This is a genomic window from Novosphingobium ginsenosidimutans, assembly GCF_007954425.1.
GTDB classification, from domain to species: domain Bacteria; phylum Pseudomonadota; class Alphaproteobacteria; order Sphingomonadales; family Sphingomonadaceae; genus Novosphingobium; species Novosphingobium ginsenosidimutans.
Genome location: NZ_CP042345.1, coordinates 877,251 through 900,171 on the forward strand (window position 1 = coordinate 877,251; position 22,921 = coordinate 900,171).

Sequence of the window (22,921 nt, forward strand, 5' to 3'; positions counted from 1 at the left end):
ATTCTTGACGCGGAGTCACCGGCAGGCGCATTATGCGCGCCGAACGAAGGGAAGCATCCATGGCAACACGGGCAGTCAGCGCGGGAACCCGCGGCGCGCAGGTCAACTGGCGCGCTACCCTGCGCCGCGCCGCGCGCCGCGCCGCCGAGATCGGCGGAGCCGGCTTGCTGCTGGCGGGGATGGTCTTCCTGGCGCTCGCCTTGATCAGCTACCACCAGACCGATCCGTCGGCCTCGACCGCTGCCGGAGGTCCGCCGGCTAACTGGATGGGCACGCCCGGTGCCTGGATTGCCGAACGTGCCCTGTTCCTGTTTGGACCCGTCTCGGTCCTGTTCCTGCCGTTGCTCTATGTCGGCGCGCGCAAACTATGGCGCTTGGTCGAAGAGGAAGACGGTGACCTGCCCCACGCCAACCATGCCTGGTGGCGGCCGATCGGGGTGCTGCTGTTCGCCATGGCCCTGCTTGGCACGGTCATGACGCTGGTTTTCACCGGCCCGGGCGGCTCGCTCCCAGCCGGGATGGGTGGAATCAGCGGCCTGTTGGGCGCCCGCGTGATCGATGCCTTGGCGGGTCTGCTGCCCGAAGCCAGCCGCTTCTGGGCGATCCTGGGCGCGGGGCTTGCCTGCCTCGCCGGCGGATCGATTCTCGCGGCACGGGTGTTCGCGATCGACTGGGGCAGCCTGCTGACCCTGCCTGCCTTCCTGCGCCGCGACCGGTCGATCGACACCGACCGCGTGATCAGTGTCAAACCCCTGGCCAAGCCTGCCGCGGACCAGCGCCCGGCCCCGCTCACCGCCAGCGAACCGCGCAAGCCGCCGGTCATCTCTGATCCGACCCGCCCAGCCAAGCCCGCCCAGCTGGCGACTTCGGGCAAGCAGGGTGACCTGTTCGACAGCTACGAGCTGCCGTCGCTAGAACTGCTCAATGATCCGCCGCCGCATTCGAAGCAAAAGATCGACAAGCTGGCGCTTGAGCGCAACGCCCGGCTGCTCGAAACCGTGCTCGACGATTTCAACGTCAAGGGTGAGATCACCGCAGTCCGCACCGGTCCGGTCGTCACCATGTACGAACTGGAACCGGCCCCGGGGATCAAGGCCAGCCGCGTGATCGGCCTGGCCGACGACATCGCCCGCAACATGAGCGCGATCTCGGCCCGCGTCTCTTCGATCCCAGGCCGCACGGTAATGGGCATCGAACTGCCCAATGCCGACCGGCAGATGGTCAGCTTCAAGGAAATGGTCGCGAGTGAGGCCTTCGCGGGATCGAAAGGCATGCTGCCGATCATCCTGGGCAAGGACATCGCCGGGGAGCCAGTCGTGGCGGACCTTGCCACCATGCCGCACCTGCTGGTCGCGGGGACGACCGGTTCGGGCAAGTCAGTCGGGCTCAACACGATCCTGCTTTCGCTGCTCTACCGGCTGACCCCGGCGCAGTGCCGCCTGATCTTGGTCGATCCCAAGGTGCTGGAACTGAAGTCCTACGACGACATCCCGCACCTGCTCTCGCCCGTGGTGACCGAGCCGGCCAAGGCCGTTCGCGCGCTCAAGTGGGCGGTCGAGGAAATGGAACGCCGCTACCGGATGATGAGCGAGATTTCGGTCCGCAACCTTGCCGGTTTCAACGATAAGGTGAAGACCGCGATTGCCAAGGGCAGGCCGCTTGGTCGCCGCATCCAGATCGGCTTCGATCCGGAAACCGGCGAGGAGCTGTATGAAGAGCACCAGCTCGACTACCCGGTGCTCCCGCAGATTGTGGTGATCGTCGACGAACTGGCCGACCTGATGGTTACGGTCGGCAAGGAAGTCGAAGTGCTGATCCAGCGGCTCAGCCAGAAGAGCCGCGCGGCCGGCATCCACCTGATCATGGCGACGCAGCGGCCTTCGGTCGACGTCATCACCGGGGTGATCAAGGCCAACCTGCCGACCCGCATCAGCTTTGCCGTGACCAGCCGGATCGACAGCCGGACCATCCTGGGCGAGCAGGGCGCGGAGCAGCTCCTGGGCAAGGGCGACATGCTCTACAAGCCCAACACCGACCCGATCCGCCGCGTGCACGGCCCCTTCGTTTCGGACGAGGAAGTGGAACGGCTGGCCGATTTCTGGCGCAGCCAGGGCAAGCCGGAATATGTCGATTCGGTCACCGAGGAGCCGGAGGACGGCGGCTTCGGCTTCGACGATCTTGACGTTACGGCCTCTGACAGCCCCGAAGAGCGCAAGTACCGCCAGGCCTGCCAGATCGTGTTCGAAAGTCAGAAGGCTTCAGCCTCTTGGCTGCAGCGCCAGCTTGGCGTGGGCTATAACACGGCCGCCAAGTGGGTCGAGCGGATGGAGGCCGACGGCTTTGTCGGCCCCGCCAACCACGTCGGCCGCCGCGACATCTATCGCGACCGTGACGGCAACCCGCTCTGAGGCTGGGTCAGGCCCGCAGCTCGTACTGGCCGGCCAATGCCTTGAAATGCAGGCGGGCAAAGCTGCGCGCCGCGCTGACTGTTGCAAACAGGGTATCCTGCATCACGTCGGTGACGAGCGGGTAGCCCTGCGAATTATAGCGCACGTCGCGCACCGAAAGGCGGACGTTGCCTTCGGCATCGCGGCTAATCAGGAAGGGGCGGATCAGGTCTCTGGACATGCGGTGTTCCCTGTGTGAGCAGCGCCAGCTCGCGGCGTTCGTCTTCACGACGGTCGCGCTCGGTAGCGGTGCGGATGGCACGGTCGGCCATGGCCTGCCAGGCAGCCTGGGCCTTGAGCAGGACCTCGCGCTGGTTCTGTAGGGTAGCCGACTGGGCATTGCGGCCGCACTCGGCGGCCTGGTCGAGGTAGAACTGGGTCGAAGCGGACATCGGCTTATCCTTCGGTGTTGCCCCCTAGCGGCGCTGTTGACGCCGCGGCGGTGCCCCGGTGGTGAAGCCCGGGCCGCGATCGCGAAACACGATCCGGCCCTTGCTGAGATCGTAGGCCGTCATTTCGACCTTGACCCGATCCCCGACGACCGAGCGGATGCGGAATTTACGCATCTTGCCGGAAGTATAGGCAACGATGTGGTGTCCGTTTTCGAGCAACACACCGAACCGGCCGTCGGGGAGGATATCATCGATCTGGCCGTCGAGGGTCATTAACTCCTCTTTGGCCATTCGATCAGGCCGCCGAAAGGTTCACGGCCGAAGTGCGGCCGCGCTGATCGGTTTCCAGATCGAAATTGATGCGCTGATCCTTGTCGAGGGTCGACATGCCAGCAGCCTGAACGGCAGTGATGTGGACAAAGCTGTCCGTGCCGCCGCCATCAGGCGCAATAAAGCCGAAGCCCTTGTCGGTATTGAAGAATTTTACGGTTCCAGTAGTCATAATGCGGTCCTTTCACGAAACCTGCAGGACCCAGGCACAACGTGCACCTGAGGCAATGTGGCGTGTAAGGGGAGTTGGGGCATCGACTGCCGAAAGTCCCGTCGCAGGCGACGTAGCCCGAACCCTATGCGCTTTCCCGGCGGAAATAGCAAACTTTGCCGCGTCGGGACGCAAATCGGGGGCCGTTTGGGCCGCGGGGGCGTTGGCTTTCCAGCCGCAGCACCAAGCGATCTGCCGAATCGCCTGAGCCTAGATGATGCAGCACCTGCGCAGTCACCAATTGCACGTGCCGGCGGCCTGAAAGGTGCGGATCACCGCCGTGCGCATTCCCTCTGAACGCTTGCCATCGCGCGCCGACCCGGCGAAAGGCAGCTCCATGATCCGCCTGACCGACCTGGCCTTGCCGCTTGACCATGAAGCCCCCGCGCTGGAAGCGGCGGTGCTGGCCAAGCTTGGCATTGCGCAAGAGGAACTGGTCCGCTTCAGCGTGTTCCGGCGCGGTAACGATGCCCGCAAGAAGACCGCGATCAAGCTGATCTACACGATCGATGCCGTGGTTCGTGAAGAAGCCAAGGTGCTGGAACGGCACCACGGCGATCCGCATGTGAAGCTGGCGCCGGACCTGTCCTACAAGTTCCCGGTCATGGCGCCCGAGGGGTGGAGCGGCCCGCGCCCGGTCGTGATTGGCGCTGGCCCCTGCGGGCTGATGGCGGCGCTGATCCTGGCGGAGATGGGCCTCAAACCGATCATCATCGAACGCGGCAAGGCCGTGCGTGAGCGGACCAAGGACACCTGGGGGCTGTGGCGCCGGGCTGTTCTGGAAACCGAATCCAATGCCCAGTTCGGCGAAGGCGGGGCGGGCACTTTCTCGGACGGCAAGCTCTATTCGCGGATCAAGGACCCGCGCCACCTGGGACGCAAGGTGCTGACCGAATTCGTCAAGGCCGGGGCGCCCGAGGACATCCTGACCGAGGCCCACCCCCACGTCGGCACCTTCCGGCTAGTCACCATGGTTATGTCGATCCGCGAGACGATCGAGAAGCTGGGCGGCGAATACCGCTTTGGCACGCGGGTCGAGGATTTCGCGGTCGAGGACGGGCAGCTCAAAGGCCTGACCCTCTCGACCGGGGAGTTCCTGCCGGCTGAGCATGTCATCCTCGCGGTCGGCCATTCAGCCCGCGACACCTTCTTCAAGCTTCACGAGCGCGGGGTCTATGTTGAGGCCAAGCCCTTCGCGATTGGCGTGCGGATCGAACACCCGCAAAGCTGGATCGACAAGGCGCGCTTTGGCCCCAATGCCGGCAACCCGATCCTTGGGGCAGCGGCCTATGCGATCTCGCACCAGGCCAGCAATGGCCGCGCGGTCTATTCGTTCTGCATGTGCCCAGGCGGCCGCGTGGTCGCGGCGACCAGCGAGGAAGGCCGGGTCGTCACCAACGGGATGAGCCAGTACTCGCGCGCCGAGTTCAACGCCAATTCAGGGCTGGTGGTCGACATCAATCCCGAGCGTGACTTCCCCGGCGATCCACTGGCCGGAGTGCGGCTCCAGCGGCAGCTGGAAGAGCAGGCTTTTGTTGCGGGCGGGTCCAATTACCATGCGCCGGGACAGCGGGTCGAAGACCTGCTCGCAGGGCGGCCGTCGACCGGGTTCGGCGTGGTTGAGCCGAGCTACAAGCCGGGCGTCAAGCCGACTGATCTGGCCGAAGTCCTGCCCGATTTCGTGATTACTGCGCTGCGCGAAGCCCTCCCTGTATTTGGCCGGCAAGTACCGGGCTACGACCATCCCGACGCGGTAATGACCGGGGTCGAAACCCGCACCTCCAGCCCGATCCGGATCCGCCGGGGCGCGGACTTCCAGTCGATCAACACCGTGGGGCTTTACCCGGCTGGCGAAGGCGCGGGCTATGCCGGGGGCATCCTTTCGGCCGCGGTTGACGGGATCAAGGTGGCCGAGGCGCTGGCGGCCAAGCTGGTCGCCGCGGGTTGAGCGAATTCGACGCCATCGTTCTGGGCGCTGGCGCGGCCGGGCTGTTCTGCGCCGCTACCGCCGGGCAGCGCGGCAAGCGGGTGCTGCTGCTCGATCACAATGATGAAGTTGGCCGCAAGATCCTGATCTCGGGCGGCGGGCGCTGCAACTTCACGAATGTCCACACCGCGCCCGATCGCTACCTCTCGGCCAACCCGCATTTCGCCAAGTCGGCCCTGGCCCGCTACACCCCGGCGGACTTCATCAAGCTGGTCGATAGCTATGGCATTGCCTGGCACGAAAAGACGCTGGGGCAACTGTTCTGCGATGGCTCGGCAAGGCAGATCGTTGCCATGCTGCTGGAGGAGTGCGAGCGCGGCGGTGTCACGGTCCGGCTTGGCAGCGAAACCGGCATGGCCGAGCATCGTGACGGGCAGTTCCATGTTGCGGGTGCCAGTGCACCGGCACTGGTGATCGCCACTGGCGGCCCTTCGATCCCCAAGCTAGGCGCAACCACCCTCGCCTATGAGCTGGCCCGCCAGTTCGGTCTCAAGGTCGTCCAGCCGCGCCCGGCGCTCGTGCCGCTCACGCTGAGCGGCGAGGATGCGCTGTTTACCGAGCTGACGGGCGTCGCGACCGACGTGGTGGCGCGCTGCGGCAAGGCCGCGTTCCGCGAGGCAGCGCTGTTTACCCATCGCGGCCTCAGCGGTCCGGCCATCCTGCAGGTCAGCTCCTACTGGCAGCGCGGCGAGGACGTGCGGATCGATTACCTGCCCGACCAACCGCCAGGCTGGTTGCTGGAGGCCAAGCGCAGCCAACCGCGCAGCGCATTGCGCAAGGTTCTGCCGCTGCCTGAGCGGCTGGCGACGACCCTGGCCTGGCGGCTTGGTGTGGCGGGCGAGCTTGGCAACCAGTCCGATAAGGTGCTGCGCGCGGCCGAAGCGCAGCTGCATGACTGGCACTTCGCGCCCAACGGCAGCGAGGGCTATGCCAAGGCCGAGGTCACCGCCGGCGGGATAAGCACGGCGGAGCTTTCCAGCCAGACCATGGAAGCCAAGATGGTCCCCGGTCTCTACGCCATCGGCGAGGCGGTCGACGTGACCGGCTGGCTCGGCGGCTACAATTTTCAGTGGGCCTGGGCCAGCGCCCACGCCGCGGGATCGGCGTTTTAGCAGCTGTCGCTAGCGATAGCAGTTGCGCGCGGCGCGCGGGCGGCTAGCCTGACAGGCGGCGACAGGGAGGTACAGCAGGATGGAACAGGCACCGCTCAGCTGGCAGATCGGCGCAGTCAAGGTGACCCGGATCGTCGAGACGATCCTGCCGGTCGAAGCCGGACCCGACAATTCCTTTCTGCCCCAGGCGACCGCCGCCGAACTGCGCAAACTGCCCTGGCTCTATCCGCACTTCGTCAGCGCCGAGGACAAGATGCTGCTGTCGATCCATGCCCTCTTGGTCGAGGCACCGGGGCTGCGGTTGGTGGTCGATACCTGCATCGGCAACGACAAGCCGCGCGCACTGCTTGGCGGCCGCGGGCTGGCGACACCGTTCCTTGAGCGGATGGCCGAGGCTGGCTGGAGCCGCGACAGTGTCGATGCCGTCGTCTGCACGCACCTCCACGTCGATCATGTCGGCTGGAATACGATGCGTGAGGGCGATGCCTGGGTGCCGACTTTCCCCAAGGCGCGCTACCTGTTTGGCCGGATCGAGTTCGACCACTGGAACGCCTTCGAGGAAGACAACCAGCGCCAAATCATGGCCGATTCGATCCAGCCGATCCTCGATGCCGGACTGGCCGAACTGGTTGAGCTCGATCACCGCATTTCGGACGAGGTGCAGCTGATTCCCACTACCGGCCACACCCCGGGGCACGTCAGCATCGGGATCGAATCCGAAGGGCAGCGCGCGGTCATCACCGGCGATATGACGCACCATCCCTGCCAACTGGCCCATCCCGACTGGTCCCCGCTGTTCGACAGCGACCCTGGTGCCGCCGCGCAGACCCGGGCGCGGCTGTTCGGCGAATGGGCCGATGCGCAGCTGCTGGTGATCGGCACCCATTACGCTGGGCCAACCGCCGGCCACGTGCGGCGTGAGGGTGATGTGTTCCGGTTCGAGGTCTAAAGAGCGCCGCGCCATCAGCCGGGTGCTTGCCTCTAACCGGTTACATCTGTAACGACTTGCGCAAAGGAGAGCCCCCATGCGCGTCGGCACCGTCAAGGAAATCAAGAACCACGAATACCGCGTCGGCCTGACCCCGGAATCGGTCCGCGAGCTGGTGAGCCATGGTCATGAGGTCTGGGTGGAGAGCGGCGCGGGCCTTGGGATCGGTGCCGAGGATGCGGCCTATTCCGCCGCTGGCGCGAGCATCAAGCCCGACGCGAAGACCGTGTTCGATGGCTGCGAGATGATCGTGAAGGTCAAGGAACCGCAAGCCGGGGAGCGCGCCATGCTGCGCGAAGGGCAGATCCTCTACACCTACCTCCACCTTGCGCCCGATCCGGAACAGACCGCCGATCTGGTCAAGTCCGGCGTCACCGCAATCGCCTATGAAACCGTGACCGGCCCGGGCGGCACCCTTCCGCTGCTGAAACCGATGAGCCAGGTGGCGGGGCGCATGTCGATCCAGGCCGGGGCAACCGCGCTGCAGAAGGCGCATGGCGGGCGCGGGGTGCTGCTGGGCGGCGTGCCGGGCGTGCTGCCCGGCAAGGTCCTGGTGATCGGAGGTGGCGTGGTCGGCTTCCACGCCGCGCAGATGGCCGTAGGGATGGGCGCCGACGTGACCATCCTTGACCGCGATCCCGAAGTGCTCGAGCGGCTCGACAACCATTTCGAAGGCCGCGCCAAGACCCGTTTTTCTAACCTCGCCGTGGTCCAGCAGATGGTCCAGGAAGCCGAACTGGTGATCGGCGCCGTGCTGGTCCCTGGCGCCGCCGCGCCCAAGCTGGTCACGCGCGAAATGCTGAAGACGATGAAGCCCGGCGCCGTGCTGGTCGACGTCGCGATTGACCAGGGCGGCTGCTTCGAGACCAGCCACGCCACCACCCATGCCGATCCGACCTATGTGGTCGATGGCATCGTCCACTACTGCGTCGCCAACATGCCCGGCGCGGTCGCCCGGACCAGCACCTATGCGCTCAACAACGTGACCCTGCCGCACGCGCTGCGGATCGCCGATTTGGGCTGGCAGGCGGCGTTGAAGGCCAATCCGCACCTCGCCAACGGTCTCAACGTCCATGCCGGCAAGGTCACCTACGAAGCGGTCGCGACCGAGCTGGGCTATGCCTATACCCCGGTTGCAGACGTGCTGGGCTAAGCCTCTTCGCTGAACGGCCGGAACGGCGCGGTGATCTCATCACGCACCCGCGCCAGTCGGCCGCTGGCCTTGTCTAGCATTGCCCAGGTCGTCCGGGCCGAGACGATCACCTTGCCGTCGGGCCCCCGGAAATCGACCCGGCGATCAAACCGCGCACCGGTCGGCGGCGCGGGGATGAAGGTTTCCGCCGTCACCGTTTCCCCCAGGCCGACATTGCCGCGATAGTCGATCTCGTGCCGGGTCACGACCCAGATATAGGTCGCCTGGTGCTCGGGCGCAGCCACGGCTGACCAGTGCGCCGTGGCGATCTGCTGGATCCAGTCCACCCACACCGCGTTGTTGACATGGCCCAGCTCATCGATGTGCTGCGGCTTGGCCGTAAAGGTCAGGGTGAAGCGGTTGCTCACTCCGTCACCCCCAGCTGCCACAGGATAAAGGCGAACTCCTCGGCGGTTTCCTTCAGGCTCTCGAATCGGCCCGACTTGCCGCCGTGGCCCGCGCCCATGTTGGTCTTGAGCAGCAGCTCGTTGCCGTCGGTCTTGAGCTCACGCAGCTTCGCAACCCATTTGGCCGGCTCCCAATAGGTCACGCGCGGATCATTGAGGCCGGCTGTAACCAGCAGTGGTGGATAGGCCTGGGCCTTGACCTGATCGTAAGGCGAGTAGCTGCGGATCAGCTCGAAGGCTGCCTTGTCTTCGATCGGGTTGCCCCATTCGGGCCATTCCCCTGGTGTCAGCGGCAGGGTGGGATCGAGCATGGTCGCCAGCACATCGACAAACGGCACGTGGGCCACGACCGCGCCCCACAGCTCAGGATCGGAATTGATCACCGCCCCCATCAGCTCACCCCCAGCCGAACCGCCGGAAATGCTGATCCTGCCAGCCTGGGTGAAACCGCGTTCGATCAGCCCCTTGGCGACATCGACAAAGTCGTTGAAAGTGTTGGTCCGCCGCTCCAGCTTGCCGGCCTTGTACCAGGCCCGGCCCAGGTCATCGCCGCCGCGGATATGGGCGATGGCATAGGCAAAGCCGCGGTCCACTAGGCTTAGCCGCGTGGTCGAAAAGCCCGGGTCAATCGAGATGCCATAGGCACCATAGCCATAGAGATGGAGCGGGCCGCCCGCCGCGCGATCCTTGCGATAGACCACCGAGACCGGGATCTTTGTGCCATCACGCGCGTCAATCTCTAGCCGCTCGGTCGCATAGAGTGAAGCGTCATAGCCCGAGGGGATTTCCTGGACCTTGAGCGTGGTGAGCTTGCGGCCGGCGACATCGTAATCCAGCACCGAGGCAGGGCTGACCATGCTCTCATAGGACAGCCGCAGCGTGGTCACCGCCCATTCGGGATTGTCACCCAGGCCGGCCGAGAAGCTCGCCTCGGGGAACGCGATCGGCTCGACCCGTGCCGGATCGTCGTAATAGCGCACCTCGATCCGGTCGAGCCCACGGACCCGGCCTTCGGTGACGTAAAAATCGCGGAACAGGTCGAACCCCGTCAGGTAGAAGTGGTCGGTCCCCTCGATCAGCGTGGTCCATTCGCCCGGCGCGCTGAGCAGGGCAGTCGCGAGACGGAAGTTCTCATGCGTGTCGTTGGCGTGGATGAACAGCGCCTCACCGCGCAGGTCGACATCGTACTCCACCCCCGTCTGACGCGGCTTAACGAGCAACGGTGTGGCCAGCGGATCGGCCGCCGGGACCAGCCGGACCTCGCTGGTTTCATGGTCCGATGTGCCGATGATCAACCATTCCTCGTTGGCCGAAAGCGAGCAACCGACGCGGAAACCCTCGTCGTCCTCGTGGTAAAGCTCAACGTCACTTGAGATCGGCTGGCCCAGCCAGTGCAGCCGGGCATTGTCGGTCCGCCACTGCTCGTTGGCGAGGCTGTAGACCAGGCCCTTGTCCTGGCCGACCCAGATCAGACTGGAGAGCGTGCCCGGGATCTCGTCGGGCAGGACTTCCCCGGTGGCGATCACTTTGATCCGGGCGGTGAACCGCTCCGAGCCGTTGTCATCAACCGACCAGGCCAGCAGCTTGCCATCGTTCGATACGGCAATCGCGCCAAGCCGGAAGTATTCATGACCCTCGGCCAGCGCCACCTCGTCAAGGATCAGCTCGTCCGGCCCGCCGGCGACCGGCCGGCGCCACCACTTTTTGTATTCAGCCCCTTCCTCAAACTCAATCCAGTAGAGATAATCGCCGTCCTTCTGCGGGACCGACTTGTCAGCCTCCTTGATCCGCGCCCGCATTTCCTTGAACAGCGCATCGATCCGGCCTTGCTGGCCCGCCATCCGCGCTTCGAACCAGGCGTTCTCGGCCTGCAGGTGGGCCAGGACTTCGGCATCCTTGACCTCAGGATAGCCGGGATCGCGCAGCCAGGCATAGTCATCGGTCACGGTAATCCCGTGATGGGTAACGCTGTGGGGCTTCTTGGCGGCTTTGGGGGGTGTGGTCAGACTCATTGCTTGGCTCTATGGTGGCAGCAGAAGGACTGCAAGCCATGCTGATGAACACCCATGAAGCCCGTTTGGAAGCGCTGCGCAAGGAACTGAGGGCACGCGGCCTTGATGGCTTTGTTGTGCCGATTTCCGACGAGCACATGAGCGAATATGTCGGCGGCTATGCCCAGCGGCTGGCCTGGCTAACCGGGTTCGGCGGTTCGGCCGGCACGGCCGTTGTTTTGGCCGATCGCGCAGCGATCTTCGTCGATGGCCGCTACACGATCCAGGTCCGCGATCAGGTGGACGAGCGGCTGTTCGAATATCGCTCTGTCCCGGCCGAACCGATCCCGGCCTGGCTGGCTGAACACGCCCCTGCTGGCGCGAAGATCGGGTTCGATCCGTGGCTGCACGGGAAGCCCTGGGTCGATGCCTGCGTGAAAGCGCTGGCCGACAAGGACGCCAGCATGGTCCCGGTCGAAAGCAACCCGGTCGATGCCGTGTGGGCCGATCGCCCAGCGCCTTCGGCTGCCCCGGCGCTGGTCCACCCGACCGAGCTGGCCGGCCAATCGAGCGAGGCCAAGCGTAGCCAGGTCGCCGAATGGCTCGCCGCCAAGGGTCTTGATGCCGCGGTGATCTCGGCGCTCGACAGCGTGGCCTGGCTGCTCAACATCCGCGGCGCCGATGTGGACCGCACGCCAGTCGCGCTGTCCTTCGTGATCGCCCACGCCGATGGCACGGCCGAGCTGTTCATCGCCGAAGACAAGGTTACGCCCGAACTGCGCGCACACCTCGGCAATGCGGTGACCATCGCGCCGTACAGCGCCTTTGCGGCGGGCCTTGGCAAGCTGGCCGGCAAGAAGGTTGCGGTCGATCCCGAGCGTTCGGTCCACGCCGTCTATGCCGCGCTGGATGCCGCCGGGGCAAAGGCGGTTGACCTGCTTGACCCGACCATCCTGCCCAAGGCGCAGAAAAACCCGGTCGAGCAGCAGGGCCAGCGCGCAGCCCAGGCCCGCGACGGCGCCGCGATTGCGCGGTTCCTGCACTGGCTTTCGGTCGAGGCACCCAAGGGCGCGCAGACCGAGCTTTCCGCCGCCGCTCAGCTGCGCGCCTATCGCGAGGAAACCGGGCTGCTGCGCGACCTGTCGTTTGACACGATCTCCGCCGCCGGGCCGCACGCCGCGATCCCGCATTACCGGGTCGACGAGGAATCGAACCTCCCGATCGAACCCAACTCGGTCTACCTGGTCGATTCCGGCGGGCAATATGCCGATGGCACGACCGACATCACCCGCACCGTCTGGGTTGGCCCGGGCGAACCGCGCGCCGAGCACAAGGACCGCTTCACCCGCGTGCTCAAGGGCCACATCGCGCTGGACCGCGCGGTCTTCCCCAAGGGCACGGTCGGCGCGCAGCTTGATACGCTGGCGCGGCAGTTCCTGTGGGCAGCCGGGGTCGACTATGCCCACGGCACCGGCCACGGCGTTGGCAGCTTCCTCTCGGTCCACGAGGGACCCCAGCGGATTGCCAAGGCCCAGGGCGGGCAGGCCGGGACCGGGCAGGAGCTGCTCCCTGGCATGATCCTTTCGAACGAGCCGGGCTATTACAAGGGCGGCGATTTCGGCATCCGGATCGAGAACCTCGTGCTGGTCGAACCGCGCGCCATCGACGGGGCCGAGGGGGAGTACTTCGGCTTCGAGACGCTGACCTTCGCCCCGGTCGACCGGACCTTAGTCGACCAGACCCTGCTGACCCGCGACGAAGTGGCCTGGTGGAACGCCTATCACGCCAAGGTCGAGGCGATCCTTGCGCCGCAGCTTTCGGGCGAAGCGCTAGGCTGGTTGAAGGCCGCCTGCAGCCCCTTGTAAGATAATCATGTTCCTGTATTGTTCTCCAATCGAATCGGAGGGAGAATTGCGATGATCGGTTACGTTACCCTGGGCACCAATGACCTGCCCCGCGCCGCCAAGTTCTATGATGCGCTGGCTGCCGAAATGAACACGCCGCGAATGATGGAATTCGAAAGCTTCATCGCCTGGGGCATCCCGGATGGCCCCTGCGGGATCGCCGTGACCAAGCCTTATGACGGCCAGGCCGCAACGGTCGGCAACGGCGTGATGGTGGCGCTCGAGGCGAAGGATAAGGAGCAGGTTGACCGGCTTTATGCCATCGCCATGGCCAATGGCGGGACCGATGAAGGGGCGCCTGGCCCGCGCGGCGAAGGGTTCTATGCCGGTTACTTCCGTGATCCGGACGGGAACAAGCTCAACGCCTTTGTGATGGGTTGAGCCGCCATGGCGGGCTGGTCGCTTGAGCAGCAGCCGATCCATCTCGGGCTCGGCGCAACTGCGGTGCCGCAGCCGCACTTTACCGGCATGGCCTGGTATGAAGACTATGTCGCCCGCCACGCTGCCGATGGCGCGGAAGGGCGGCTGGTCTCGCTTTACACTTTCCACGAGTCCTGGGATTCGTGGGAGATGCACCCGGTCGGCGCCGAAGTGGTGCTGTGCCTGTCAGGCAGCATGACGCTGCATCAGGAGCACCCCGACGGACAGGCGACCAGTGTGACAATCACGGCCGGATCCTATGCGATCAACCCGCCCGGCACCTGGCACACTGCTGATATCGAAGGTGAGGCGACGGCTTTGTTCATCACCGCCGGGCTCGGCACCGAGCATCGGCCGCGCTGAACTTGCGGATGCGTGAACAGCGCGGCGGCTTTGCGACAATTGGCGACAATTCTCCCGCAATCGGGCATATTGCGGCGACAAGCGAGGGCTATCCGGTGCGAATGACGCCGCGCCGGGTGCTGTCTCCCCCTTCTCGCGTTGCCGGCGCGGCGTCGCCCCGAGTGGATGGAGTTTTGACCCGATGACCAAGATCAACCGCAATGGCGCTCTTGTCGCGCTTGCCCTCGCTGCGATCCCGGCCGCACTGCTGGCCCAGCCCACGCCCGAGCCGAAGGCCAACCTGACCAAGGTTGATGCCGAGGCCCGCGCTGCGGAGATGTTCGCCCGCATGGATGCCAACAAGGACGGCAAGCTGGACGAGGCTGACCGTGCTGCCCGACAGGCCGAGCACTTTGCCCGCCTCGATACCGACAAGGATGGCAAGCTCTCGTCAGCCGAATTTGCCGCCGGTCGCCCCAAGCATGAGGGCATGGCAGGGGGCCCGGATGGCCCGCCACCGATGGGTGGCAAGATGGGTCGGCGCGGTGGTCATGGCGGCCCCGGCGGGATGGGTATGATGGCCCGCATGGCCGATACCAACAAGGATGGCGCGATCACCCGCGACGAGTTCATTGCCGCCCAGGGCAAGCATTTCGCGATGATGGATGCCAACAAGGACGGCACTGTCACCGCCGACGAACGTCAGGCCGCCCGCGCCAAGATGCGTGAACATATGCGGTCGATGCGCGGCGCTGGCGACAAGGCCGGCCACGAAGGGCACTGAACCCGCGAATGGATTCAGCGTCCGCCACCCGTCTGCTGCTCGTCGATGACGAGCCTTCCCTGCGCGAACCCCTGGCCGAGTATCTCTCGCGCCAGGGGTTTGTCGTTACCGAAGCCGCCAGTGCAGCCGAAGCGCGCAGCCGCCTGCGCGAAGGCCTGCCTGACCTTGTCCTGCTCGATATCATGATGCCGGGTGAAGATGGCCTGTCGCTCTGCCGCCACATTGGCGAAGCGTTGGCGCTCCCGGTGATCCTGCTGACCGCCAAGGGCGAAGCAACCGACCGGATTGTCGGGCTCGAAATCGGCGCCGACGACTATGTGGTCAAGCCTTTCGAACCGCGCGAGCTGGTCGCCCGGATTCGCTCGGTCCTGCGCCGCGCGGCACGCGGCGGACCCGCCCCGGCCGAAGACGAACTGTTCGAATTCGAAGGGTGGCTGCTTGATCCGCTCAAGCGCCGGTTGACCGCGCCCGACGGCGCGCTGGTCCCGATCTCTTCGGTCGAGTTCCGGCTGCTGCTGGCCTTTCTCGAACATCCCCGCCAGGTGCTGAACCGCGACCAGCTGCTCGATATGGTACAGGGCCGCGAGGCGCATCTGTTTGACCGCGCGGTTGACAACCAGGTCAGCCGCCTGCGCCGCAAGGTTGAAACAGACAGCCGCAACCCCACGCTGATCCAGACCGTCTGGGGCGGCGGCTATATGCTCGCGGCCGAGGTGCACCGCGTGGTCGCCCGTTCCTGATGCGTCTCTGGCCGCGCAGCCTGCAGGGGCAACTGTTGCTGGCCGTGGCGGTGGCATTGCTGCTGGGCCAGACAATCAACGGCGTCCTGCTGTACCGTGCCCAGACCGAACGGCGCGAGGCTGCGCTGATCCACACTGTTGCCTTCCGCCTCTATGGCGCGCTGCGGGATGAAGACGAGGCGGTTCCGCGCCGCTTCCGCCGCCCGCCGGCCGAGGCGATGCTGCAAGGCCTGCCCGGCACGCGTGAGAGCGCCGCCCCGCCGATCCTGCCCACCGACCAGCGCCTGTCCGAGCATGAGGACGATCTGCGCGCGCTGATGGCCAACCAGGGGATCGCGCTTGAAGCGGTGCAGATTCTGCGCCGCGATATCGGCATCGATCCGGTGGCCCAGCGCCGGTTGGAGCGGCGGCTGCGCCGCGGCGGTGAAGGGCGCTTGCCCGAAACCGTTATCGTTGCGGCCGTGCGCCGCGAGGCAGCCGGCCCTTGGGCGGTCGCCCGCGTCCTGGTGCCGCCGCCCCCGGCTCGCCCGCTGCTTGGCCTGGTGATCCAGACGCTGGTGATTTACGCCCTGCTGGTCGGCGCAATCGCGCTGATCCTGCAGCGGCTGACCCGGCCGTTGAAAGCCCTGACCCGGCGGGTCGATCACTTTGCCGCAACCCGCGATGCCAGCGATCCGATGCAGCCGGTCGGGCCGGCCGATGTCCAGCAGCTGATTACCGCGCACAACGCGCTCGAGGCCCGGATCGCCGCCTTGCTCGACGAGAAGAACGTCATGCTCGGCGCGATCGGCCATGATCTCAAGACCCCGCTGGCAGCGCTGCGCGTCCGGATCGAGACGGTCGAGGATGATACCCAGCGCGCGCGTATGGCGGCAACGATCGACGACATTGCCCGCAGCCTCGACGATATCCTCTCGCTCGCCCGCGTCGGCCGGCCAGGCGATCCGCTGGAGGTGACCGACCTGACGGCGCTCACTGCCCAGGTGGTCGAGGAGTTCGAGGACATGGGCGAAGCCGCCAGCTTTGCCGGGGCCGAGCGGATCACCCTGTCGCTGCGCCCGACTTGGCTGCGCCGCGCGCTCCGCAACTTAGTCAGCAACGCCCTGCGCCACGGCGGCGGCACAGCGCGCGTCAACCTGAGCCGTCAATCCGCCAGCGTGGCGATTGCAGTCGAGGATGATGGGCCAGGCATCCCGACTGGCGAGATCGAGCGAATGCTCGAGCCTTTCACTCGCGGCGATCCCTCACGCAATCGCGGCACGGGCGGGGCTGGCCTGGGCCTCACGCTCGCCCGCGCGATTGCCGAGCAGCATGGCGGCAACCTGACCCTGGCCAACCGTAGCGCGCCCGATGGCAGCGTGGCTGGCCTGACCGCCAGCCTGACCCTGCCGCTTACTTGACCTTGGCCAGCGCGGCCGAAAGCGCGGCTGCCCGCGCGTCCTTCAGCATGCCGCATGAGCGGACCCGCTCGATCGCGCGTTCCAGGCCCAGCGCTCCGGTCTTGCCCTGCAGCTTCGGCCGCAGCAGGCTGGCGATCTCTTCGGCACGCGCCACCGAACAATTGCCGGCGACTGACTCCGGCAGGCGCGAGGCAAAGAAAATGCCGCCGCCGCTGTTGGCCAGACGATCGTAATTGGCTTTGAGCCAATCCCAGCCCAGATCGCGAGTCCCGGCACTTTCCACCACGCCGCGGATCAGCCCCTGCCGCTCGCTGGTGCGCAGGCGGCTATCCTGGAACTGATCGAGGATCCAGCGCCCGATCTCGGCCTGCCCCGATCCGCCAACCGCGCCCAGCGCGACCGGCCGGAACACCGGATCGGTTGAGCCAAGCGCCCGATCAGCCAAATCCTTGGCTGCGGCAAGGCCGCCCTCTTCGACCACGACAGCCAGGCCCGGCCCGAACCAGGCTCCGTCCAGCGCCTGTCTATCACCCGCCAGATAGGCGCGCGTCGCGGCCAGGAGCTGCGCCCGCAGCGCGGCATCGCCGCCCTTGCGGGCGAGGTAGCCCACCGCCTGCTGGCGCCGCTGGGTCTCCTCTGGGGGATGGCCCGCATAGGCCCCAGCGCGTGGATCAAAGCCCAGCTGCTTGAGCCGCGGGGCATAGACCGCGTTGACCAGCCGCTGGAACCCGGCCTTGCCGGCATCATCCAGGAAACCCGCTTCGGCATAGCTCGCCAGTGCGGCGATCCCGGTGCCATTGGCATAGCTGTCAGCTTGCAGAGCCAGCCTGCGCGCGGCGCTGATCAGTTGTGCCGGGGTGGCCCGGCCAGCCTTGAAGCTGGCGTCAAGCGAATCCGCCAGGGCCTGAGCTTCACCGCCCGGCAGGCGATCCGCCACGGCGATCAGCTTGTCCCATTCAGCGGCAGGCAGTTCGAACCGGTAATAGCCGGTGCCGCCGGCATTGGGCACGAGCGCACCCTTGCCGGAGTAGCTGATCGTCGCCTTGGCTTCGGTCATGAGCTGGCACTGCGGCGCGGCGCCAGTGGTGCGCAGGCACAGCGGAATGCCCCAGCGCGTTTCGGGCGGCGTCGCGCCGAGCCGGGCATAGCGGCTCTGGCTGACCTGCCAGCTCTTTCCGGCCCGGGCAAAGGTCAGCAGCGGCACGCCCTGCTGATCGGTGAAGCTTTGCATCGCCGGCACGATCCGGGCATCGCCCGAGGCCTCGGCCATGGCCTTGAAGAAATCGGTGCTGGTGGCGTTGCCATAGCGGTGGGCCGCCATGTAGCGGCGCACGCCTTCGCGGAACTTGTCATCGCCCATGTAGCCGGCGATCATCGCCACCACGTGGCCGCCCTTGCCATAGGTGATCGAATCGAACGCCTCGTCGATCTGGGCATTGGTTTCGATTGGCTGGCGGATCGGCCGGCCGGCGACCAGCGCATCGGTGCGCATCGCCTGGAACCCTTCCTGCACCGCCCCGGCCCGGATGTTGAGCGCCGGGCGCCATTCATCGCCGATGCGGAAACCCATCCAGTTGGCGAAGCTTTCATTGAGCCAGATATCGTCCCACCAGGCCGGGGTGACGAGATCGCCAAACCACTGATGCGCTAGCTCGTGCGCCACGACCATGCCGAAGGTGCGCTTCTGGCTGGTGGTGGTCTTCTCATCCATCACGATGATCGCATCGTTGTAGAGGTCCGCCCCGGCATTCTCCATCGCCCCTGGCATGATCGGCGAGGTGATCTGATCGAGCTTCGGATAGGGGAAAGCGTCGTTGAAATAGGCTTCGAGCAGACGGACGATTTCTTTCGATCCCTCCAGCGCAAAGCTCAGCCGGTCAGCGTTGGGCTTGGGCGAAATGATCCGCAGCGGCAGCGGCTTGGCGCGCTGCGGGCTGGGCGGGACTGTGCCTTCGACCACGGCAAAGGGTCCGACCATCGCCGCAACCAGATAGGTCGGCAGCGGCAGGGTCGGGGCAAAGGTGTGGACGTCCAGCCCGCCTTCGCGCGTGACCCCGGTCTGCGGAGCATTGCTGACTGCGGTCTGCCCCGGCGGGGTACGCAGCGTGACTGTGAAGGGCGTCTTGAAGCCGGGCTCGTCAAAGCTGGGAAAAACGCCGCGCCCGTCGATCGATTGCAGCTGGGTCCAGGCATACCATTCGTCTGCCACCTTGACCCGGAACAGGCCGGACGGCGCTGTCTGGAACGGGGCATCATAAGCAAAGCGAAGCGTGATTGGACCGGACGGGACGGCTTCCGCAAAGGTCAGCCGCCCGACGCCGGTCGGATCGACCTGCTGGGCGGCGGGCTTCAGCACCTGGCCGCCAGCCAAGACCTCCACCGATTGCAGGTTCAGGTCACGCCAATGCAGGTCAATCGTCCGGCTGGCATCCTTGAGCACGGCGTCGATCTCGGTCTTGCCGGAGAAGCGCTCCTGGCGTGGATCGATCGTCAGGTCGAGCCGATAGGCCTGCGGCTGGACCTGCCCGGTCAGCTTGCCAGCCGGGACTGTCGGCGCAGCAGTGGCCGGTGCAACAGTTTCTGCCCAGGCAGGCGCGTGCACAGCAAGGGCCAGAACGGCCGCAGCGGTAACTTTCCAGTACATCAGGAACCCCATCCGAATGAATTCAAGCGCCGCGCCTGCGCGACCTGCGCACGGAAGGGGCGCGGTGTTCGACCGGTGGGGTACGCCAATCGACGGAGAGCTAGCGTAGCAAGCCGCCAAGCAATCCACGCGCAAAGCGGCCAAGCATGGCCCCGCCCAGCGCCGTGCCGATGGCGCCCGCCGCAGCCGAGGCCGCCGAAGCGACCGGCGAGCCGGCGGACTTGCGCCCGGTCATTTGCCGCGCCACCATCGTTCCGGCCGAAGCGGCGGCCGCGCCAAAGGCGGCCTTGCCGGCCTTTTCCCACATTGAGGTGGTCTTGCGCGGCTGGGCCCGCTGGGCTTCCTCCCCCTGCTCTTCAACCACCTGGGCCGCCTGGGCGGCGTCGGCCGCCTTCTGCAGCAGCACTTCCTCGGCGCTCTCGCGATCGACCAGGTTGTCGTACTTGCCGTCGAACGGGCTGATCGACTGGATGATCGCCCGCTCCTTGGGTGTGACCGGCCCGAGGCGCGAGCGCGGCGGAGCGATCAGCGTACGCTGGACAATCGTCGGCGCGCCATCGTCATCGAGCGTCGAAACCAGCGCTTCACCCACCTTCAATTCGGTGATCGCGGTTTCGACGTCGAGGTCCGGATTGATCCGGAAAGTCTCGGCTGCGGCCCGGATCGCCTTCTGGTCGCGCGGAGTGAAGGCGCGCAGCGCGTGCTGCACGCGGTTGCCGAGCTGACCGGCGATCTTTTCCGGAATGTCGATCGGGTTCTGGGTGATGAAATAGACCCCCACGCCCTTTGAGCGGATCAGGCGCACGACCTGCTCGACCTTGTCGAACAGGGCCTGCGGCGCGTCCTCGAACAGCAGGTGGGCTTCGTCGAAGAAAAACACCAAGGTCGGCTTTTCGGGATCGCCCACTTCGGGCAGGGCTTCGAACAGCTCGGACAGCAGGTAGAGCAGGAAGGTGGCATAGAGCTTGGGGCTCTGCATCAGCTTGTCGGCGGCGAGGACGTTGATCACGCCCTTGCCGCTTTCATCGACGCGGATGAAATCGTTGATCTCGAAGGCCGGCTCGCCAAAGAACTTGTCGGCGCCCTGGCTTTCGAAGGCCAGCAGCTGGCGCTGGATCGTACCAACCGAAGCCCTGGAAATGTTGCCATAGGTCGTCGCCAACTCGCTGGCATTTTCAGCGCAGGCAATCAGGGTTTGCTGCAGGTCATCCATGTCGAGCAGCAGCAGGCCGTTGTCATCGGCCCACTTGAAGGCAACGGTCAGCACCCCTTCCTGCGTTTCGTTCAGACCCATCAGCCGGCTCAGCAGCAGCGGGCCCATTTCGGAAATCGTGGTGCGGATCGGGTGGCCCTGTTCGCCATAAAGGTCCCAGAACACCGCCGGATTGTCCTTGTAGGCATAGTCGGTGATGCCCAGCTCGGCAGCGCGACTTTCCAGCTTGTCGGCGTGCTTGAAATCGTGGCTGCCGGCCATCGAGATGCCCGCCAGATCGCCCTTCACGTCGGCCATGAACACCGGCACCCCGGCGGCGGAGAACTGCTCGGCAATGGTCTGGAGCGTGACGGTCTTGCCGGTGCCGGTCGCCCCGGCGATCAGTCCGTGGCGGTTGGCGCGGCCCAGCCGCAGCACCTGGCGCTCACCGTTGCTACCAAGGCCGAGGAAGATCTCGCTCATGTCAGGCTCCTGAAAATGTGACTCGATTCAGATAGTGCCCGAATTGCCCTGCGGCGATAGCGTTTTTGCATGGGCGTGCAGTCCTCGCTAGAAGCGCCAGCGCATGAACGGCCTCTTTATCCTGCTTGACGATGCCCGGCCCAAAGGGGCCAGCCCGGCGCGGCTGTACTGCGATCCGGTTGAGCTGGTCGTGGCGCGCCGGGTGGAAGACGTTGCCCCAGCGCTCACGCGGATCGAAGCGCTGCGCGCTGCCGGCCACCACCTGGCCGGCTACATGGCCTACGAGGCGGGTCTCGCATTGGAAGAGCGGCTGGCCCCCCTGGCGGCGGGACGAACAGGGGCGAACGGCCCCTTGGTGTGGTTCGGCGCTTTTGCGGGCTACACCGAAATCGCCGCAAGTGACGTTGCGGCCTGGCTTGCCGACCGCGGCGGCATGGGCCCGGCCCGCATTGGGCCGCTTGATCCAGCGCTATCGGCGGGGGCCTACAGCCGGGTCTTCGCGGAGCTGCAGGATGGAATCGCCGCGGGCGATATCTATCAGGCCAACCTGACTTTCCCGCTGGCGGGCACGTGGCGCGGCGAGCCGCTGGCGATCTATGCCGCGCTGCGCCCGGCGGCGGGAGCTGGTTATGGCGGGGTGGTCTACGATGGCTCGCACTGGCTGCTGAGCTTCTCGCCCGAGCTGTTCTTTGCCGAAAAGGACGGCGCGGCCACGGTCAAGCCAATGAAGGGCACGCGTCCCCGCGGGCGCGATGCGGCGCAGGATGAAGCGCTGGCGGCAGAACTTTCCAGTTCGATCAAGGACCGGGCCGAAAACCTGATGATTGTCGATCTGCTGCGCAATGACCTTAGCCGCGTGGCCGAGGCAGGCAGCGTGCGGGTCGACCGGCCCTTCGCAGTCGAAAGCTACCCGACCGTCCACCAGATGGTCACCACGGTCCGCGCGCGGCTGCAACCCGGCAAGGGCGCCGCCGATATGATCGCTGCGCTGTTCCCCTGCGGCTCGATCACCGGCGCGCCCAAGATCCGGGCGATGGAACTGATCAACGCGGCCGAACGCGATCCACGCGGGCCCTATTGCGGAGCGATTGGCCGGATCGACGCGCCGAAGGCCGATGGGACTTCCGATGCGGCGTTCAATGTGGCAATCCGCACCCTGCGGCTGACTCCGGTGGAGAACAACCAGGGAACGGCCGTGCTAGGGGTGGGATCGGCAATCGTCGCTGATTCCGAGGCTCTGCCCGAATGGCGCGAGAGCCTGGTCAAGGGAGGTTTCGTGCGCAGTTCCGCTTCGGGTTCAGGGGCCGCCGGATTTGACCTGATCGAGACCATGGCCTTTTCGCCCGAGGGCGGCATACCGCTGCTTGAACTCCACCTCGAACGGATCAAGGCCAGCGCGGCCGAACTGGGTTTTGCCTTCGATCGCCATGCCGTGCGCAACGCGATCCAGGCGCTGTGCTTCGAAGCCGACGCGCCGGCGCGGGTCCGATTGGTGGCAGCACGCAGCGGGGCCTATGCGCTGGAAATCGGCGCCATGCCTGAAGACTTTTCCGAACCGGCGCGGGTAGCGGTGCTGCGCCTGCCGGTCGATACCGGCGACTGGCGCCTGCGCCACAAGACCAGTGACCGCGAATTCTACGATGCGGGCCTGCGCGCGGCCCGCAATGCGGGGGCGGACGAAGCCCTGTTGCTGCGCGACGATGGGCTGGTGACTGAAGGCTGCATCACCAATCTGTTTGTCGAGCGCGATGGCCGGTTGCTGACCCCGCCCGCGCACCTCGGCCTGCTGCCCGGCGTGCTGCGCCGCTCGCTGATCGAGGCGGGCCGCGCGGTTGAGGCTGAGCTGACGCTCGATGACCTTCTGGATGGTTTCCTGATCGGCAATGCCGTGCGCGGGCTGATGCCAGCGCGGCTCTTGCCGTGATCTCCGACGCGCTCGCCCGGATCGCTGCGTC

The 22,921-nt window shown here is 66.1% G+C and carries 20 protein-coding genes; 13 read left to right on the forward strand and 7 right to left on the reverse strand.

Annotated elements, in window-relative coordinates; genetic code table 11:
• Positions 1–59: 59 nt before the first annotated feature.
• Positions 60–2,408: a DNA translocase FtsK gene (locus FRF71_RS04425; RefSeq protein WP_147089419.1), complete on the forward strand. Its 2,349-nt coding sequence runs from the start codon at positions 60–62 to the stop codon at positions 2,406–2,408.
• A gap of 7 nt (positions 2,409–2,415) precedes the next feature.
• On the opposite strand, the gene FRF71_RS04430 is transcribed toward FRF71_RS04425, so the two are convergent.
• Positions 2,416–2,628 carry a hypothetical protein gene (locus FRF71_RS04430; protein WP_147089420.1) on the reverse strand — a complete coding sequence of 71 codons (213 nt, stop codon included), beginning with the start codon at positions 2,626–2,628 and terminating at the stop codon, positions 2,416–2,418.
• Between FRF71_RS04430 and FRF71_RS15405 the strand changes: the two genes are divergently transcribed.
• A complete protein-coding gene (locus FRF71_RS15405) occupies positions 2,627–2,770 on the forward strand; it encodes a hypothetical protein (protein ID WP_161597877.1) in 144 nt (47 codons plus the stop codon). The genes FRF71_RS04430 and FRF71_RS15405 overlap by 2 nt on opposite strands.
• Before the next feature lie 93 nt (positions 2,771–2,863).
• Here the strand turns inward: FRF71_RS15405 and infA are convergent, their stop codons facing one another.
• Both infA and FRF71_RS04445 read right to left on the reverse strand, forming a co-directional pair.
• On the reverse strand, positions 2,864–3,130 hold the full coding sequence (gene infA, locus FRF71_RS04440) for a translation initiation factor IF-1 (RefSeq protein WP_147089422.1): 267 nt from the start codon (positions 3,128–3,130) through the stop codon (positions 2,864–2,866).
• 4 nt (positions 3,131–3,134) lie between these two features.
• Complete coding sequence (locus FRF71_RS04445) at positions 3,135–3,341, reverse strand: cold-shock protein (protein ID WP_147089423.1); 207 nt, start codon at positions 3,339–3,341, stop codon at positions 3,135–3,137.
• A 376-nt stretch (positions 3,342–3,717) separates the two neighbouring features.
• Here FRF71_RS04445 and FRF71_RS04450 point away from each other — a divergent pair, with 376 nt between their 5' ends.
• From FRF71_RS04450 to ald, 4 genes are all read left to right on the forward strand, one after another.
• Positions 3,718–5,328: an NAD(P)/FAD-dependent oxidoreductase gene (locus FRF71_RS04450; protein WP_147089424.1), complete on the forward strand. Its 1,611-nt coding sequence runs from the start codon at positions 3,718–3,720 to the stop codon at positions 5,326–5,328.
• Positions 5,325–6,479 (forward strand): BaiN/RdsA family NAD(P)/FAD-dependent oxidoreductase, encoded by a 1,155-nt coding sequence (locus FRF71_RS04455; RefSeq protein WP_147089425.1) that lies wholly within the window; start codon positions 5,325–5,327, stop codon positions 6,477–6,479. The genes FRF71_RS04450 and FRF71_RS04455 overlap by 4 nt, the downstream gene beginning before the upstream one ends.
• A gap of 79 nt (positions 6,480–6,558) precedes the next feature.
• A complete protein-coding gene (locus tag FRF71_RS04460; RefSeq protein ID WP_147089426.1) occupies positions 6,559–7,428 on the forward strand; it encodes an MBL fold metallo-hydrolase in 870 nt (289 codons plus the stop codon).
• A gap of 76 nt (positions 7,429–7,504) precedes the next feature.
• Entirely contained in the window at positions 7,505–8,620 is a 1,116-nt protein-coding gene (ald, locus tag FRF71_RS04465; RefSeq protein WP_147089427.1) for an alanine dehydrogenase, read from the forward strand.
• Here the strand turns inward: ald and FRF71_RS04470 are convergent.
• The gene (locus tag FRF71_RS04470) at positions 8,617–9,027 is read right to left on the reverse strand and encodes an acyl-CoA thioesterase (protein WP_147089428.1); all 411 of its coding nucleotides are present in this window, start codon (positions 9,025–9,027) and stop codon (positions 8,617–8,619) included. The two genes, ald and FRF71_RS04470, sit on opposite strands and share 4 nt — an antisense overlap.
• Positions 9,024–11,078 carry a S9 family peptidase gene (locus tag FRF71_RS04475; RefSeq protein ID WP_147089429.1) on the reverse strand — a complete coding sequence of 685 codons (2,055 nt, stop codon included), beginning with the start codon at positions 11,076–11,078 and terminating at the stop codon, positions 9,024–9,026. The genes FRF71_RS04470 and FRF71_RS04475 overlap by 4 nt, the downstream gene beginning before the upstream one ends.
• A 38-nt stretch (positions 11,079–11,116) precedes the next feature.
• On the opposite strand from FRF71_RS04475, the gene FRF71_RS04480 reads away from it, so the two are divergent.
• From FRF71_RS04480 to FRF71_RS04505, 6 genes are all read left to right on the forward strand, one after another.
• Positions 11,117–12,922 (forward strand): aminopeptidase P family protein, encoded by a 1,806-nt coding sequence (locus FRF71_RS04480; protein WP_147089430.1) that lies wholly within the window; start codon positions 11,117–11,119, stop codon positions 12,920–12,922.
• A 51-nt stretch (positions 12,923–12,973) separates the two neighbouring features.
• Positions 12,974–13,342 carry a VOC family protein gene (locus tag FRF71_RS04485; RefSeq protein ID WP_147089431.1) on the forward strand — a complete coding sequence of 123 codons (369 nt, stop codon included), beginning with the start codon at positions 12,974–12,976 and terminating at the stop codon, positions 13,340–13,342.
• A 6-nt stretch (positions 13,343–13,348) separates the two neighbouring features.
• Positions 13,349–13,744, forward strand: a complete 396-nt coding sequence (locus tag FRF71_RS04490; protein ID WP_147089432.1) for a cupin domain-containing protein — start codon at positions 13,349–13,351, stop codon at positions 13,742–13,744.
• 181 nt (positions 13,745–13,925) lie between these two features.
• Positions 13,926–14,507 (forward strand): EF-hand domain-containing protein, encoded by a 582-nt coding sequence (locus tag FRF71_RS04495; RefSeq protein WP_238339421.1) that lies wholly within the window; start codon positions 13,926–13,928, stop codon positions 14,505–14,507.
• Positions 14,508–14,515: 8 nt separating this feature from the next.
• A complete protein-coding gene (locus FRF71_RS04500) occupies positions 14,516–15,247 on the forward strand; it encodes a response regulator (RefSeq protein WP_147089433.1) in 732 nt (243 codons plus the stop codon).
• Positions 15,247–16,647, forward strand: coding sequence for an ATP-binding protein (locus tag FRF71_RS04505; protein ID WP_147089434.1), 1,401 nt, complete (start codon positions 15,247–15,249; stop codon positions 16,645–16,647). Before FRF71_RS04500 ends, FRF71_RS04505 begins: the two co-directional genes overlap by 1 nt.
• On the opposite strand, the gene FRF71_RS04510 is transcribed toward FRF71_RS04505, so the two are convergent.
• Positions 16,640–19,291, reverse strand: a complete 2,652-nt coding sequence (locus FRF71_RS04510; RefSeq protein WP_147089435.1) for a M1 family metallopeptidase — start codon at positions 19,289–19,291, stop codon at positions 16,640–16,642. The genes FRF71_RS04505 and FRF71_RS04510 overlap by 8 nt on opposite strands.
• A 100-nt stretch (positions 19,292–19,391) precedes the next feature.
• Complete coding sequence (locus FRF71_RS04515; RefSeq protein WP_147089436.1) at positions 19,392–20,966, reverse strand: helicase HerA-like domain-containing protein; 1,575 nt, start codon at positions 20,964–20,966, stop codon at positions 19,392–19,394.
• A gap of 103 nt (positions 20,967–21,069) precedes the next feature.
• Here FRF71_RS04515 and pabB point away from each other — a divergent pair, with 103 nt between their 5' ends.
• The gene (gene pabB, locus FRF71_RS04520; RefSeq protein WP_147089437.1) at positions 21,070–22,890 is read left to right on the forward strand and encodes an aminodeoxychorismate synthase component I; all 1,821 of its coding nucleotides are present in this window, start codon (positions 21,070–21,072) and stop codon (positions 22,888–22,890) included.
• The last annotated feature ends 31 nt before the right edge of the window (positions 22,891–22,921 follow it).